At 62.8% G+C, this 13,825-nt stretch carries 16 protein-coding genes; 9 read left to right on the top strand and 7 right to left on the bottom strand.

What is annotated here, in order from left to right; genetic code table 11:
• Positions 1-34: 34 nt before the first annotated feature.
• A complete protein-coding gene (locus H4P35_RS19880) occupies positions 35-928 on the top strand; it encodes a LysR family transcriptional regulator (RefSeq protein WP_175155036.1) in 894 nt (297 codons plus the stop codon).
• A 56-nt stretch (positions 929-984) separates the two neighbouring features.
• Here the strand turns inward: H4P35_RS19880 and H4P35_RS19875 are convergent, their stop codons facing one another.
• Positions 985-1,632: a BON domain-containing protein gene (locus H4P35_RS19875; RefSeq protein WP_056326861.1), complete on the bottom strand. Its 648-nt coding sequence runs from the start codon at positions 1,630-1,632 to the stop codon at positions 985-987.
• 329 nt (positions 1,633-1,961) lie between these two features.
• Here H4P35_RS19875 and H4P35_RS19870 point away from each other — a divergent pair, with 329 nt between their 5' ends.
• The 5 genes from H4P35_RS19870 (at position 1,962) to H4P35_RS19850 (ending at position 6,443) form a co-directional block, all read left to right on the top strand.
• A complete protein-coding gene (locus H4P35_RS19870; protein ID WP_226846652.1) occupies positions 1,962-2,117 on the top strand; it encodes a hypothetical protein in 156 nt (51 codons plus the stop codon).
• Positions 2,118-2,170: 53 nt separating this feature from the next.
• Positions 2,171-2,860, top strand: coding sequence for a phosphoribosyltransferase (locus H4P35_RS19865; RefSeq protein WP_180098141.1), 690 nt, complete (start codon positions 2,171-2,173; stop codon positions 2,858-2,860).
• 28 nt (positions 2,861-2,888) lie between these two features.
• The gene (locus tag H4P35_RS19860; protein WP_226846651.1) at positions 2,889-4,247 is read left to right on the top strand and encodes an erythromycin esterase family protein; all 1,359 of its coding nucleotides are present in this window, start codon (positions 2,889-2,891) and stop codon (positions 4,245-4,247) included.
• A gap of 50 nt (positions 4,248-4,297) precedes the next feature.
• Positions 4,298-5,863: an AAA family ATPase gene (locus H4P35_RS19855; RefSeq protein ID WP_226846650.1), complete on the top strand. Its 1,566-nt coding sequence runs from the start codon at positions 4,298-4,300 to the stop codon at positions 5,861-5,863.
• 115 nt (positions 5,864-5,978) lie between these two features.
• Positions 5,979-6,443 (top strand): hypothetical protein, encoded by a 465-nt coding sequence (locus H4P35_RS19850; protein WP_226846649.1) that lies wholly within the window; start codon positions 5,979-5,981, stop codon positions 6,441-6,443.
• 93 nt (positions 6,444-6,536) lie between these two features.
• Here the strand turns inward: H4P35_RS19850 and H4P35_RS19845 are convergent, their stop codons facing one another.
• Positions 6,537-6,803 (bottom strand): hypothetical protein, encoded by a 267-nt coding sequence (locus H4P35_RS19845; protein WP_226846648.1) that lies wholly within the window; start codon positions 6,801-6,803, stop codon positions 6,537-6,539.
• Between the two features lie 157 nt (positions 6,804-6,960).
• On the opposite strand from H4P35_RS19845, the gene H4P35_RS19840 reads away from it, so the two are divergent.
• On the top strand, positions 6,961-8,043 hold the full coding sequence (locus tag H4P35_RS19840; protein ID WP_226846647.1) for a flavodoxin family protein: 1,083 nt from the start codon (positions 6,961-6,963) through the stop codon (positions 8,041-8,043).
• Between the two features lie 79 nt (positions 8,044-8,122).
• Here H4P35_RS19840 and H4P35_RS19835 read toward each other — a convergent pair whose 3' ends face one another.
• Positions 8,123-9,034 carry a DNA/RNA non-specific endonuclease gene (locus H4P35_RS19835; RefSeq protein WP_062841750.1) on the bottom strand — a complete coding sequence of 304 codons (912 nt, stop codon included), beginning with the start codon at positions 9,032-9,034 and terminating at the stop codon, positions 8,123-8,125.
• A gap of 216 nt (positions 9,035-9,250) precedes the next feature.
• Between H4P35_RS19835 and H4P35_RS19830 the strand changes: the two genes are divergently transcribed.
• The gene (locus H4P35_RS19830; RefSeq protein WP_174245427.1) at positions 9,251-9,577 is read left to right on the top strand and encodes a hypothetical protein; all 327 of its coding nucleotides are present in this window, start codon (positions 9,251-9,253) and stop codon (positions 9,575-9,577) included.
• Between the two features lie 39 nt (positions 9,578-9,616).
• Here H4P35_RS19830 and H4P35_RS19825 read toward each other — a convergent pair whose 3' ends face one another.
• Complete coding sequence (locus H4P35_RS19825) at positions 9,617-9,958, bottom strand: hypothetical protein (protein WP_226846646.1); 342 nt, start codon at positions 9,956-9,958, stop codon at positions 9,617-9,619.
• Between the two features lie 267 nt (positions 9,959-10,225).
• A complete protein-coding gene (locus H4P35_RS19820; protein WP_056326879.1) occupies positions 10,226-10,468 on the bottom strand; it encodes a YdcH family protein in 243 nt (80 codons plus the stop codon).
• A 252-nt stretch (positions 10,469-10,720) separates the two neighbouring features.
• Between H4P35_RS19820 and H4P35_RS19815 the strand changes: the two genes are divergently transcribed.
• Complete coding sequence (locus tag H4P35_RS19815; RefSeq protein ID WP_056326880.1) at positions 10,721-11,872, top strand: sterol desaturase family protein; 1,152 nt, start codon at positions 10,721-10,723, stop codon at positions 11,870-11,872.
• Positions 11,873-11,949: 77 nt separating this feature from the next.
• Here the strand turns inward: H4P35_RS19815 and ycaC are convergent, their stop codons facing one another.
• Positions 11,950-12,576 (bottom strand): isochorismate family cysteine hydrolase YcaC, encoded by a 627-nt coding sequence (gene ycaC, locus H4P35_RS19810; RefSeq protein ID WP_056326882.1) that lies wholly within the window; start codon positions 12,574-12,576, stop codon positions 11,950-11,952.
• A 129-nt stretch (positions 12,577-12,705) separates the two neighbouring features.
• Positions 12,706-13,677, bottom strand: coding sequence for a LysR substrate-binding domain-containing protein (locus tag H4P35_RS19805; protein ID WP_062841754.1), 972 nt, complete (start codon positions 13,675-13,677; stop codon positions 12,706-12,708).
• Between the last annotated feature and the right edge of the window lie 148 nt (positions 13,678-13,825).

Here is a 13,825-nt window from a genome sequence, read left to right as displayed (position 1 = left end):
CGTCTATCGAAAAAATTTCAACTATTATTGATCCATGAGAATCAATTACGATCTGGAAGACATCCGCGCGTTCTGCTGCGTGGCGCGCATGGGTCAATACACGTCGGCCGCCGCGTTGCTGTGCGTCACGACGTCGGCCTTGAGCCGGCGCGTCGCGAAGCTGGAATCGGATATTGGCGGGCGTTTGTTCGAACGCACGACGCGCAGCGTGGTGCTGACGTCGGTGGGCCGCGCGCTCTACGAGCGCGTGCTGCCTATCGTGACGCAGATGGATGCCAGCCTGACCGAGGCAGCCCGCCGCGCGCGGGGGCACGAAGGCACGCTGATGGTGAGCACGGTGGCCTCAGTAGGCTATTCGGTGCTGCCGAAGGTACTGCCCGAGTTCTATGCACGGCATCCGCAGGTGTACCTGTCGATCCGCGACGGCAACGCCACCGTCACGACGGGCCTGGTTGAAGAACGCGAGGTGGAATTCGGTATCACCACGCCGGTGTCATTCGGCCCCACCCTGGAGGCCGAGCGCGTCGCCACCTATGGCTTTAACCTGGTGTACGCCGAGCGTTCTGCGCTGGCGCCACGCAGCCGCAAGCTGTCGTGGAAAAAGTTGCCCGGCCTGCCGGTGGTGGGACTGAATCCGGTCAGTTCCACCCGCCTGCAGATCGACAGCGTCCTCAATGCTCGCGGGCTGGAGTTGCCCTGGACCATCGAAGTGGATCAGCTGGCCACCATGATCGGACTGGTGCAGTCGGGCAATTTCGTGACCATCATGCCGGCATTGTTCGAGGCGCATGGTTATGGCCTGAAGTCGATTCCGGTGCTGGATCCCGACATTACGCGGGATGTGTACATCGTGCGCCGGCGTGACAGCACGCCGACGCCCCAAGGCCAGTATCTGATGGAACTCGTGCGCGCCTATCTTGCGCGTTGAGTCACGCCAATTGATTCGGCGGTTGCCTGCCGGCAAGCCGCAGCGCAAGCGCACCATCAGCCCACGGTGAGCTTGTCTTCCACGCTGATGACGCTTGGCGCGCTCCATGCGGCCTGCTCGGCGACGCGCCTGTCGGCCAGACTATTCACTTTTCCCATCAGCGTGACGTGCCTGTCGTGCACGGCGACTTGAATATCGTGTGCTTCAAGCGCGGCGCTTCGTTTCAACGCGTCCTGAATTCGCTGTTTCACATCGCTGATCTGCGCGTTGTTCGACAACTTGATCTGGTTTGCGACGCCCTTGACGCCGGATAGTCGGCGAATGGCGCTTTCGGCCGCCACGCGTTGGAAGTTCCAACTGACCTCTCCGGTCAAGGTCACCCAGCCGTGTTGCACCTTGACCTGCACCTTGTTGTCGGGGATGGACACATTCCAGCCGATACTGGTGATCGCGCGTTTGGCCAGCTCTTCGTCCGAGTTTCCTTGCTCGTAGCCGGTCCGGACTTCGAGCTCCTGCGCGATGCCTTTGACGCCTTTCACGTGTGCGGCAATCTTCTCTGCGTCGTACTTTTCGCTGAACGTGCTGACATGCCCCGTCAGCGTTACGACCCCTTGGGAAGCCGCGACCCCGATGCCGGTCGCATCGACGCGGGGATCGAACTCCAAGGCGTCCAGCACGTGACGGCGAAGTTCTTCGTCTTTCATGATGGCTCTCCTGTCGGAATAAGGGACGAGTGAAGGGGTACGCGTGTTCCGCGTGGCGCACCCCGGACTCGGCGCTCCTCGCATCGATTTTCCCGGGGCAGGGCGAGTCAGTATTGACGATCGTCAATGGAAAAATGGGGTGCGTTTTATGCCGGGCGTTCGTGGGACGGCGCGTTCAAGCCAGCCAAGCGGGGCGCGTCTGTGCCCCTGGCAAAGATTCGATGAACGGGTGGTTGGAAAATTCGTGATTTTCGTCAACAAGGCGCCGTGGCGCCGGTTCATGATGGGCTATCCCGCCGCGTCGGGCGGCGAACGTCCAGGAGGCCATCATGCAGCAACCCGCCAAAACTCCCCCGCCGAAAGCCAGAAAAGAAGAGGCGCGCCAGAAGGAAGACGCCATGGCACAGCGGCAGAAGGCCGAAATGGCCGAGTCGCTGGGACGGCACAAAAATACTGGCCAGAAGGATCACAAGGGCGCGCGTTGATATCCGCGCGGGTCACGGCCTGGCAACACAACTGGCTGGGGACGCAAGAGATCATGAACATTCTCTTCAGAAACCGGCGCGAGGCCGGGCTGTTGCTCGCGCGGCAATTGGCCAGCTATGCGGGACGGCCGGATGTGATCGTGGTGGCGTTGCCGCGAGGCGGCGTGCCGGTGGGATTCGAAGTCGCGGCCGAGCTGAATGCCCCCCTGGACATCAAGGTGGTGCGAAAGATCGGCATGCCGGGGCATCCCGAATACGCCATCGGCGCGATCAGCAGCGATCAGTCGCTATTTCAGACCAGGGAAATTGAGGCCTACGGCGTCGATCCAAAAGCGATCGAGTCCATCGTGTCACGTGAACGGAAAGAAATCGAGCGCCGCGAATCGGTCTATCGCGCGGGGCGGCCACCGCTTCCATTGCAGGGAAAAGTCGTCATCGTGGTGGATGACGGCCTTGCGACGGGTTCGACCATGCGCGTGGCGCTCCAGTCCGTACGCAAAAATAATCCTGCATGGGTTGTTGCCGCCGTGCCCGTTGCCGCAGCCGAAATCAGGCAAGCGCTTGAGGGCGACGCGGACGAAGTCGCGTGCCTGCATACGCCGACGCCGTTCTATGGCGTCGGGCAATGGTATGCGGATTTTGAACAGACCGCGGACGACGAGGTCCTGCATCTGCTGCACGAAGCGCAGCGCCGGCATCCGTCCACCGCGTCGACGACGACTTCTTCGTCGCGCAACGGCTGATGCGCCTGGTCCAGCCTTTGGAGTGCACATGGAAACGGCCGTCGATGCTCACGCCGCCACGCTTGCCCAACTGTCTGCGGCCGCGCGGCCGCTTACGGGAGCAATGACGGACTATGACGCGCTGCTTGAACATATCGGCGGCGCGCGCTTCGTGCTGATCGGCGAAGCAAGTCATGGCACGCACGAATTCTACGAAGAACGGGCTCGCATTACGCAGCGGCTGATCGCCGAAAGGCGATTCTCTGCAGTTGCGGTCGAGGCGGATTGGCCCGATGCCTATCGCGTCAACCGATATCTGCGCGGCCAAGGCGACGACAATGCCGGCGAGCAGGCGCTGGCGGGGTTCAAGCGATTTCCAACGTGGATGTGGCGCAATACCGAGGTCGTCCGGTTCGTGGAGTGGCTTCGGTCTTTCAACCAATCGTTGCCCGCAGACGCGGCGCCCGTCGGCTTTTATGGGCTCGATCTATACAGCCTGTTCACGTCCATTGCCGAAGTGCTGAAGTACCTGGATGAGGTCGACCCGGAGGCTGCGCGTGATGCGCGTCAGCGTTACGCCTGCTTCGATCATTTCGGCAGCAGTAGCGAGCGCTATGGCTACTTGGCGCACCATGGCCTGTCGGCGTCGTGCAGAGACGCCGTGATCGCGCAAATGCAGGATCTCAATGCCCGTGCGGCCGAATACATGAGGCGCGATGGCCAGGCGGCAAGCGATGCGCTTTTTTACGTGCAGCAGAACGCTCGCCTGATCGCAAACGCCGAGCAGTATTACCGAACCATGTTCGACCAGCGCGTTTCATCTTGGAATCTGCGGGATCGGCACATGATGGAAACGCTTGATGCGCTCGCCAGGCATTTGCCTCGGACAGAAGACGGCATGCCAGCTAAGATCGTGGTGTGGGAACACAATTCTCATGTGGGCGACGCGCGCGCCACCCAAGTGGGCCAGGCCGGCGAGTTGACCGTGGGACAGTTGGCGCGTGAATCCTATGGCAAGCAGGCGTTTCTGATCGGACTGACGACCTACCAGGGCAGCGTGACGGCGGCGGCCGATTGGGACTTGCCCGCCGAGCGCATGCGGGTGCGCCCTGGCCTGCGGGGAAGCTACGAATCGCTGTTCCATGAGACGGGCCTTAGCCGCTTCATGTTGCCGCTCAACAGCGATCAAGCGGTGATGCGGGCGCTGTCGACGTCCCGCCTGGAGCGCGCCATTGGGGTCGTCTATCGTCCGGAAACGGAACGAGGCAGCCATTATTTTTACGCCTGCCTGCCACGCCAGTTCGACTGCGTGCTGCATCTTGACGAGACGCGAGCGGTTGAACCTCTTGAATGGGGCGACACCTGGAAATTGGATGAGGCGCAAGAAACCTTCCCGGCAGGTGTCTAGTGGCGCCGGCACGCCAGACGGAGCGGCATTGCGATGCGAGACGGACCAGCATGAACCGGACAGATGAACACGTGGACCCGGACGCGCGGTGCCAGGCCGTCACGCTGGAATTCTTGACCCGTCCTGATGTTCACGGCGTGCCTGCGGGCGACATCGTCACGATACGCACCCATATCTCCGTTATTGTCCTTGCCGGGATTCGCGCCTTCAAACTGAAAAGGGCGGTGCGTTTTCCCTATGCCGATTTTTCCACTGCTGCGCTGCGCTTGGCGGCCTGCTTGCGTGAACTTGAGCTCAACCGGCGAACCGCGCCCGATCTGTATGTGGCAGTGCGGGAAATCAGGCGGGACGAAAAAGGCAATCTGAATTTCGACGGCTCGGGAGAATTGATCGACGCCGTCGTGGAAATGCGGCGCTTCCCGGACGATGCGCTGCTGGAAGCCGTCGCGCAGCGGGAGGGGCTGACCGACGCGCTGGCGGAGCGCATTGCGGGAGAGATTGCCAAGTCTCATGACAACGCGCCGGTCGTGGGTGGCGTGGATGTGCCTTCCAGGCTGGCCCAGGTGCTGGCCGCGGCCGAGAAACTTCTTGCCGCGGCCGGCGTGCTGCCCGGACCGAAGATCAAGGTGCTCTGCGCCGCGATTCGTGACGAGTTGGACAAGCAGGCGCCGCTGCTGGCCGCGCGGGCGGCGGCGGGGCATGTGCGCCATTGCCACGGGGACCTGCACTTGCGCAATATCTGTGTGATCGATGGCGCGCCGATGCTGTTCGACTGCCTCGAGTTCGATGATGCCCTTGCCACCATCGATGTGCTCTACGACCTGGCATTTCTGATCATGGATCTTTGCTCCCAGGGGTTCTTGCGGCAGGCCAACGTCGTGCTGAACCGATATCTGGATCTCCGCCACGATGACGCGGGCATGGCGCTGATGCCGTTGTTCCTGGCCATCAGAGCTGTCATCCGCGCCCACGTCCTGGTGGCGCAGGCCGAAGAAGCCATCGACACTACGCGAACGACTCTGCTGGGGAAGGCCCAGCGCTATATCGATACCGCGCTTGCCTGCCTGTCGCCGCGCGTTGGGCGTCTGGTTGCCATTGGCGGGCTCAGCGGCTCGGGAAAATCCTCGTTGGCCGTCGCGATTGCGCATGCGCTTGGCCCGATGCCGGGGGCTCGGATACTGTCCAGCGACCGTATTCGCAAGCAGATGTGGGGAGTGCCCGCCTCAGCGAAGCTGCCCGAGACGGCTTATCAAACCGAATTTTCCGAAAACGTCTACGCGGCACAGGCCGATTGCGCGCAGAAACTGGTCCAGGCCGGTTGCGCAGTGATCGCCGATGCAGTGTTTGAGCGGGAGGCGTGCCGCCAGCGTATTGAACAGTGCGCGGCGCGCGCAGGGGTTCCCTTCAGCGGATTTTGGCTTGATGCGTCACCGGCCGCGTTGTCAGCACGCGTGAATCAGCGCACGAACGACCCTTCGGACGCCACTGAGTACGTGGTGCGCGCCCAGGTGGCGCGGCAACGCGACGTCAAAGGCTGGACGCATGTCGATGCGCAACGCCCGCTGGAATGTGTCGCCGCATCCGTCCTTGCACACCTGGAAGGGCATGGGTCCTGACACATCGCGTTACTGCGTTCGTGGCGGCCGATAATTGCCGCATGGTAGATATATCGGCGGGAGGTGCCGCGCGGCGCGTCGCCGGGCGCATCCCCCTTTTTCCAAGGAGCCGACCATGAATGCTGCTCACAAGATGAATGCTGTTCAAGTGTCCCTGAAAAGCTTTTCCGCGATCCTTTGCCTGGCGGGTCTGGCGTGGACGGCTGGCGCGGCCCATGCTGCCGACACCAGCGCTACCTCGCAAGCGCAGCATCAGCAGGATGTCGCGACCTGCAAGAGTGGCGCCTCTGGCCAACCGCTGGAGACGTGCCTGCGTGAAGCGGCTGCGGCACGGCAAGAGCGTGATCGTCAGAACCTGAATGCGCAGAGCCCGGAACAGCTCCGCCAGAACGAGCTGGCGCGCTGCAACCGTCTGCCGGAATCCCAGCGGCAGACCTGCGTGGCGAAGATGAACTCGCCCACCAGTGTGCAAGGCAGCGTGCAGGGGGGAGGCGTACTGCGCAAGAAAGAGATCCAGGTGCCCGCTACCCCGGCCACCCCCGCCACGCCGGCCGGCAGTGCACCGGCGCCCGCGCGTTGAACGGGTCGTTTTCGCACGTATGAAACGCGGTGTTTCGCTGCCATGCGGCACATGCTTGCGTGGCAGCAGCGTTTTTCCAATGGGCGACGCCGCCTAAAACCGCTGATCCTTGTCGAACGGCACCTCGGAGTCGCTAGGTGCTTCGAACGTCGGCGCTTCGCCATTCAGATCCGCGACGTGAATCTGCGCGAGGCGGGTGGCCTCGGCAATTGCGCCATGGGCGGAATGAAACCGTTCATCGATGGCAATGCGCTCGGACGGCGCGCCGGCGATGGGAGAGATCAGCGTATAGCCAATGCGCCAATCATCGCCGTCCTGCTCCGGCTGCGCGATCTGAAAGTCCCATTTTGCGGTCTGCATAATTTCCTCCAGTCGGTCGGTGCATCCTACTGCACTCGTTGCGCTGTTGAAAGCACGGACGTCCTGCGCGGTGCCAGCCGGTCGGTGCAAACGATGGCGTTTCGCGCGGGCATGGGAGTTGCTGCGTGCAATGGCTCATCCTCGCAGACTCAACGCCATGTCCAAACCGAAGCTTGAAGTCCGAACGGGTCAATACGCGGGCAAGCTGCCGCGAGACACCTTCCGCTTGCGCTTCATGCGCCGCTTCTACGATCCCGCGTTCAAGGTGGAAGCGCAAGCCTTGGACCGGCTGGAAGCCATTGCGTGGGACGCATACGAAAATGGGCGCAAGGCGCCCGTCACCGTCAAAGCCGGGCAAGGCTACGCCGATCCCGATTACGACTTGTCGGTGGAATGGAAGGATGCGCACGACCGGCTTGCGCGTTCTGCCCAGGTGCAGCGCGATCCGGCCACGCGGTCGCGCGTCCTGGTGGTCGTCGGCGCGGCGCGCAATGACGGTACCTGTCCGGGCGAGGTTTCCAAGACGTGGCGGCTGTCTCGAATCGTGCGTGAAGAACTGGAGTCGGCGGGCGTACACGCCGACATGCTCGATCTCAGCCGGCTCACGTCGGAATATCAATACCTCATCCATCCCTGCAAAGGCTGCGTGTCCACGGCGATGCCGCTCTGCCATTGGCCCTGTAGCTGCTATCCCAATCATTCGCTCGGGCAGGACAACGATGCGATGAACGATATCTACGAGCAGTGGGTAGCGGCGCATGGCGTGATCCTGCTGGCGCCCACCTATTGGTATCAGTCGCCCAGCGTGTTGAAGCTGATGATCGACCGGCTGGTCTGTGCGGACGGCGGCAACCCCGATCCGACGACAACGTCGGGCAAGGACGCAATGAAGGCCAAGCAGATCGAAATGGACGGCTGGCCGTATCCCAAGCATCTTGCCGGTCGGGCCTACGGCGTGGTGGTCCATGGCGACGTGGCCGGCATCGAGGGGCAACGGCGGGCGTTGTGCGATTGGCTGGACTGGATGGGGATGGTGGATGCGGGCGCGTCGTCGCGGCTCGATCGCTACATCGGCTACTACGAGCCGTATGCCACCAGCCATGCGGATCTGGATGCGGACACGGCGGTGCAGGAAGAGGTGCGCAATGTGGCCAAGGCGATGATCCTGTGTCTGCCGCGCCTGCGGGCAGGTGAGTGGCCAGCCGTCGATCAGGGGCTGTCATCTCCCCGGCCGAAATAACCCCCAGTAGCAATTGCCATGCGAGGTCGAAACGGGACTGTCGAGGCAATAACCTGACGGCGGCCGTCCTGCTCCATCGTCAAGGCTTCGACGTTGGCAGCAGTTGCATACCGGTGCGCCGTGCGAATTCCTCGTAGCTGATGGGCGCGCCCGCCGTGGTGCTGGGGCTGTTGGCCTGCCAATGCACCCACGAGCGTCCGGTGGACGCATCGTAGACGACCTTGAACAGATGGCTTGGCACGGCCACGCCCGAGCCGATCTGTTTGGGCTTGTCGCCGTAGTAGGGGCCGGTGAAGACATACACGTCGCCCGAGGCGCGCATTACGTACTTGCGCGTGTCCTGTTCGATCTGGCTCCATGGGCCGCCGTTGTGACGCTGGTCTTGAGGCACCATGTTGGCCAGCGAAAAGCTCTGCGCCATCGCTTCGGGCGTGGACATGTCGCCCGCCGGAGCCATGTGCCCGCGGGAATAGCCCGAGCCGCGGTAGTCCGTCAGTTCGGCACGTTCGGCGCGGGGCACGCGCGCTTCGGCATAGAACTTGTCGGACCGCTGCATGTCCTGCGCCTGCGTCAATATCTTGCGGTTCAGGCGCTCTGCCACGAATACCGGCGTCTTGGTCTGGCCGTTGTGCAAGATGGCGAAGTTGGAAAAGCACAGCTCGCGCAGGGCTTGGCTGGCCGGAACGACCGGCGGGCGTTGCTGCGGGAAGAACTGCGGACACTCGGCAAAGCGCGTGTGCGCCATGCCGCCTGCTGGCACCGCCGCGGGCGCGAACTTTTCGTGGGTCGGCCAGCCGACGCGCGCAAGAATGTCGTCAAGCGAAAACTGAGGGCGCCACTGCGGATTCAGCGCATAGGTGGCTGCGCCGAAGGCGGCCACCGAGGTCAGCGCGAATGTGCGCAGGAACCGGAAGATGCGGCCGCCGCTTGCGGCCTTGCTTCTGCTGGCTGGGGCTTTCTTTCTGGGTGCTGATTTCTTCGCGCGGGTCATGCTGCCTGTTTGTTGCGGGCCGGCGCCACTTCGCGCTCGGCAACTGGCGGCATTGTAGATGACCGCAACATGACAGGCGCAGACCGGGCAATCGGGCCGACGCCGACAACGGCAAGATCGTTGGCCGGGGTATTCTTATGCTCGTTCCAAATTCATAACCACAACGTCATCACCACAACGGCCGCACATGCCGGCCGTCAGGATTGGGGAAATTCAATGAGATCGTCCGTGCTTTTCGTGGCCGCGCTCGTGGCGGGTTGCGCCTCGCCCGCGCCGGGAGACCTGGTCACGCAATCGAAGGTGCAAGCCATCAAGATCAACGTCACGACGTTCGATGAGATGGTTCGCGACTTTGGCCCGCCCCGCACGCAGAGCGTCAATAAGCAGGGGCTGCGCACGGCGTCGTGGTTCTACTTCAACAACAGCGAGTTCGGCGCCATGCAGGATCAGCGCACGCTGACCGTGACTTACAACAAGGACGGCACGGTCAAGGAATACGTGAATTCGTCCGCTGGCGAGAAGGACGGCGCCCGGACGCGATAGCACGCAGTTTCACCAGGCGTCGCGCCGCAGGGCAATGCCTCACTGCGCCGGCGCCGCCTTCGAGGCGTTCGCCCGAATCTGTTCCGACCGCTGGCGCTGCTCGGCGCGAATCGGGATGCAGTCGACGACCAGCACTTCTTCGCCTGTGCGCAGGTCGATCACCTTGGTCGCTCGGTACAGGTTGCTGGGCGGGCCGCGATCCAGGCACGCGCGCTTGGCGCCGGAACTGGCGCGAAAGAGCTCGGGCACGCCTTCGTATTGCGGGTTGGGCACGCTCCACTTGCCGCTCATGTCCTGGGTGCGCACCACATACTGGGCAAAGGCCGGACCGCCGCACTGCAGCATGGCCAATGCGCACGCGACGCCAACTGCGGTTCTCATGGCGGACGTTCCTTGATGGACGAGGGTAGGGCAGCGTAGCAGCGCACCGCCGCCTTTGCCGTCCGCCAGAAGGATGAGGGATTTGATGCGCTCGCGCGCGCGTTCAACTCGCTGAAGGTCAAGCAGTCGATGGCGACTCAGAACAACCGTATCGTCCTGATGCCGCCTGAGCAGACGGTGGCGTACTTTCGGTCCGAAATGGCGAAGTACGCCGCCGTCGTCAAGGGCGCGGGCCTGGAACTGATGTAGCCCGCATGGGGCGGCAGGTCAGCTGCCGTTGCGCTTGTCGTGACCGTTCTGGTCGGCTGCGCGGAGCAGTCCGTAGAGCTTGTCCTTGAGGTGCAGTTTTTCTTTTTTAAGCACCTCGATCGCGGTGCCCGAGGACGGCGTGATGCCGTCCTCCATGTTCTGGATTTCCTGGTCCAGATCGTTGTGCCGCTGGAACAGCGCCGAAAAGTGAGCGTTTTCGGATTTCAGTTGGGTAATGAGCTCGCGGTATTCAGGGAACATAAAGGCCTCTTGAGGAACCGGTTGACGGGACCGACGATGCGCCTGGCTCGACGCCCTCATCAGCGTCAAGCCCATGACACGCCAACGCCAACGGCTTGTCAACCTCAGGGACCGCGGCGTGCCTCCCGCCCGTTGATGGGGCGCAAGGGCTCCTTGAAATGAGTCATTCTGTCGCGTACGTTCACCTTTCATTACAGAACGCCCTGTCCCCGGCGATACACTCGCTTCCCTTTGGACTGTTCCAGAACACCCATGAAAGAGCGCGCCCCGGTCTACCGCAGAGTGATGGACCTTTTCAAACAGGATGGCCGGATCCACCCCGGCACCGGCATGATGAGCGGCGTGATCGCGCTCTTCCTGGCGATCCTTTCGGTGCTGGGCGTGCTGGCGTTCCACTTTCCCGCCTACCTCACCACGCCGGAGCTGCGCAGCTTCTATTCGGTGGAGGCGATGCGCACGCTGCTGTTCAGCGCGCTGCTGGTGTCGGGCTCGATCGCGCTGGCCAATACCGTGCTTGGCCGCCAGCGCTGGCTGAATATCTCGGCCTTCGTGCTGGTCTGCTGCGCGGTGGCCGCGGGCGGCAGCCAGGTTGCCGTCACGGCATCGAACGCAGGCGGCCACCCCTATCTGGGACTCGATTGGTTCATCCTCGACCTCTTGGCGTCCAGCACCGTCTTCATCATTTTCGAAAAGTTGACACCGCTCTACCCCGGCCAGCCCGTATTCCGGGGCGAGTGGCAGGTGGACATGAAGCACTTCCTCTTTAATCACCTGTCGGTGGGGGCCGTGCTGCTGTGCATCAACTTCTTCATTCACCGCCTGTTCTCCTGGGCGGCCTATGAACCGCTGCAGCAGGCCATCCAGTCCATGCCGTATCTGCTCGAGCTTTTCGTGGCGGTGCTGGTGGCGGACCTGGCGCAGTACGCCGCGCACCGTATCTATCACGAGGTGCCGTTCATGTGGCGCTTCCATGCAGTGCACCACAGCACGCGCACGCTGGATTGGCTGGCAGGCTCGCGGCTGCACATCGTGGAACTGCTGATCACGCGCGTGGCCGTGCTGGGCGTGTTGTTCGTGCTGGGGTTTTCCAAGGCGGTGCTCGACGCCTACATCATCATCGTGGGTTTCCAGGCGGTGCTGATCCATTCCAACGTGAAGCTGCCATGGGGTTGGCTGCGCTACATCATCGTTACGCCGGACTTTCACCACTGGCACCATTCGTCCGATACCGAGGCGATCGACAAGAACTACGCGGCGCACTTTTCCTTCATCGACTACCTGTTCGGCACCGCGGTGCGCGGGGTGGGCAACCGGTTGCCGCAGCACTACGGCATTCTGGACAACGACATGCCAGGAACCTTCCTGGCGCAACAGGCATATCCCTTCGCCCGCAAGGCGAAATGACGAAGGCCCAGGCATATCGCCTGGGCCTTTTTCATTGCCGTCTCAGCGGGTTACGGCCGGCAGTTCGGCCGCGCGCCTTACTTGGTCGACTTGAAGGCCGAATACGAAGCCATCAGGTTGCGGTAGTCGGGGATATGGTTGGCGAACAGGGTGCCCAGGCCTTCCACGTCGTTGCGCCAGTCGCGGTGCAGTTCGCACGCCACGCCGAACCACGACATCAGCTGTGCGCCGGCCTGTTCCATGCGTCGCCACGCCGCGTCGCGGGTGACTTCGTTGAAGGTGCCCGACGCATCGGTCACGACGAACACGTCAAAACCCTCTTCGATGGCCGACAGCACGGGGAAGGCGACGCAAACTTCGGTCACGACGCCGGCGATGATCAGTTGCTTCTTGCCGGTTGCCTTGACCGCCTTGACGAAGTCTTCGTTGTCCCAGGCATTGATGTTGCCGGGGCGGGCGATGTACGGCGCGTCGGGAAATTTGTCCTTCAGCTCCTGGACCAGCGGGCCGTTGGGGCCGTCTTCGAAACTGGTCGTCAGGATCGTGGGAAGCTTGAAGTATTCGGCCAGGTCGGCCAAGGCCAGCACGTTGTTCTTGAATTGATCGGGTTGGAAGTCGCGCACCAGGGACAGCAGGCCCGCCTGGTGATCCACCAGCAGAACGGCGGCTTGGGACTTGTCGAGCTTAACGTAGGGCTTGGTCATGGCTGATTCCTTTGGTCGATTCAGTTTTGCGCAGTGGTGCGCGGTGTTGAGAACAACGCTGAGTGCGTAGAAGGAATACTAATTTCAGGACGATACAGCCGGTAGTCCGGTGATTTGCACCTCAGCGTTCTATAAATTGAACGCCGGCGATAGCGCGTTCAGCGTGGGAATGCCGTGGCGCGCCTGGGTTTCAGCCTCTCGGCGCGCGTTTTCACGATACTCCGCGCCCATGAAATCCAACAGTTCGCGCACGGCCGGCAGCAGGCCGCGGCGCGACGGAAAGACGGCATGCACGCTGCCCGGCTCGGGTTGCCAGGGGGCGCCCACGGTCACGAGCGTGCCCGCGTCAAGTTCCTCGCGGATCATCAGAAGGGGCAGGGCCACGACGCCCACACCGCGCAGCGCGGCCTGCTTGAGCGCCAGCATGTCGTCCGTGACCAGCCTGGGCATGAAGGGAACGGCAAGGCGCGCGTTGCCGGGGCCCAGCAGGCGCCATTGGCATTCGCGCTGCTCGGTCCCAAGCGCCAGGGTGGGTTGCCGGCTGATCGTCTGCAAGTCGGCGGGGTCGGGCAACGAGCGGGCCAGCGCGGGGCTGGCGACCAGGCTCTGGCAGCTCATGCCCAGGTTCTTCATCACGAGATCGCTGCTTTCGATGGCGCCAAAGCGCACCCGCACGGCCAGGTCAAAGCCTTCACGCAGCACGTCCACGGGCCGGCTGAAGCTCTTCAGGTAGACGTTCACCTTCGGGCACTTTTCCATGTAACGCGCCACCACGTTGCCCAGGAAGTAGTAAATGAGCGCGGGCGGCGCGGCGATGCGGATGGTGCCTTGCGGTTCAGCGTGGGTGCGGTCGATGACATCCTGCGCCGCTTCGGCGCCCGCCAGCATTGCCAGGCACTGGTCGTAGTATTCCTGCCCAAGTTCGGTCACGGCGAACGTCCGCGTGGACCGCTGGATCAGGCGCACGCCAAGGCGCTCTTCCAGTTGGGCAATGCGCCGGCTCAGGCGCGATTTCGGGATGTTCAGCGCCCGGCCGGCCGGCGCGAATCCGCCATGCTTGACGACCTCCACGAAGAAATAAAGGTCATTCAGGTCGTGCATGCAAAATCCTCTCAGGTCGTCGGTGGGCCGCCGAGCATATTAAGGCGCGCGGCGCCGATTCCCTAGAAATGCGGCATTACGCGGACAAATCCGGGTCGTCTTCGAGGCTTGGGGGGAGATCGGCTTGGGACCCGCGGGTCGGGGCAGC

Origin of the sequence: Achromobacter sp. 77 (assembly GCF_020541125.1) — a bacterium.
Classification (GTDB): domain Bacteria; phylum Pseudomonadota; class Gammaproteobacteria; order Burkholderiales; family Burkholderiaceae_B; genus Achromobacter; species Achromobacter mucicolens.
The sequence above is the reverse complement of the archived record's forward strand: the minus strand, read 5'-3'. Positions and strand labels throughout refer to the sequence as shown.

Excerpts from the sequence above, each read along its gene's own strand:
- H4P35_RS19880 (WP_175155036.1), top strand. The coding sequence starts at position 35 with ATGAGAATCAATTACGATCTGGAAGACATCCGCGCGTTCTGCTGCGTG.
- H4P35_RS19875 (WP_056326861.1), bottom strand. The coding sequence starts at position 1,632 with ATGAAAGACGAAGAACTTCGCCGTCACGTGCTGGACGCCTTGGAGTTC.
- H4P35_RS19870 (WP_226846652.1), top strand. The coding sequence starts at position 1,962 with ATGCAGCAACCCGCCAAAACTCCCCCGCCGAAAGCCAGAAAAGAAGAG.
- H4P35_RS19865 (WP_180098141.1), top strand. The coding sequence starts at position 2,171 with ATGAACATTCTCTTCAGAAACCGGCGCGAGGCCGGGCTGTTGCTCGCG.
- H4P35_RS19860 (WP_226846651.1), top strand. The coding sequence starts at position 2,889 with ATGGAAACGGCCGTCGATGCTCACGCCGCCACGCTTGCCCAACTGTCT.
- H4P35_RS19855 (WP_226846650.1), top strand. The coding sequence starts at position 4,298 with ATGAACCGGACAGATGAACACGTGGACCCGGACGCGCGGTGCCAGGCC.
- H4P35_RS19850 (WP_226846649.1), top strand. The coding sequence starts at position 5,979 with ATGAATGCTGCTCACAAGATGAATGCTGTTCAAGTGTCCCTGAAAAGC.
- H4P35_RS19845 (WP_226846648.1), bottom strand. The coding sequence starts at position 6,803 with ATGCAGACCGCAAAATGGGACTTTCAGATCGCGCAGCCGGAGCAGGAC.
- H4P35_RS19840 (WP_226846647.1), top strand. The coding sequence starts at position 6,961 with ATGTCCAAACCGAAGCTTGAAGTCCGAACGGGTCAATACGCGGGCAAG.
- H4P35_RS19835 (WP_062841750.1), bottom strand. The coding sequence starts at position 9,034 with ATGACCCGCGCGAAGAAATCAGCACCCAGAAAGAAAGCCCCAGCCAGC.
- H4P35_RS19830 (WP_174245427.1), top strand. The coding sequence starts at position 9,251 with ATGAGATCGTCCGTGCTTTTCGTGGCCGCGCTCGTGGCGGGTTGCGCC.
- H4P35_RS19825 (WP_226846646.1), bottom strand. The coding sequence starts at position 9,958 with ATGAGAACCGCAGTTGGCGTCGCGTGCGCATTGGCCATGCTGCAGTGC.
- H4P35_RS19820 (WP_056326879.1), bottom strand. The coding sequence starts at position 10,468 with ATGTTCCCTGAATACCGCGAGCTCATTACCCAACTGAAATCCGAAAAC.
- H4P35_RS19815 (WP_056326880.1), top strand. The coding sequence starts at position 10,721 with ATGAAAGAGCGCGCCCCGGTCTACCGCAGAGTGATGGACCTTTTCAAA.
- ycaC (WP_056326882.1), bottom strand. The coding sequence starts at position 12,576 with ATGACCAAGCCCTACGTTAAGCTCGACAAGTCCCAAGCCGCCGTTCTG.
- H4P35_RS19805 (WP_062841754.1), bottom strand. The coding sequence starts at position 13,677 with ATGCACGACCTGAATGACCTTTATTTCTTCGTGGAGGTCGTCAAGCAT.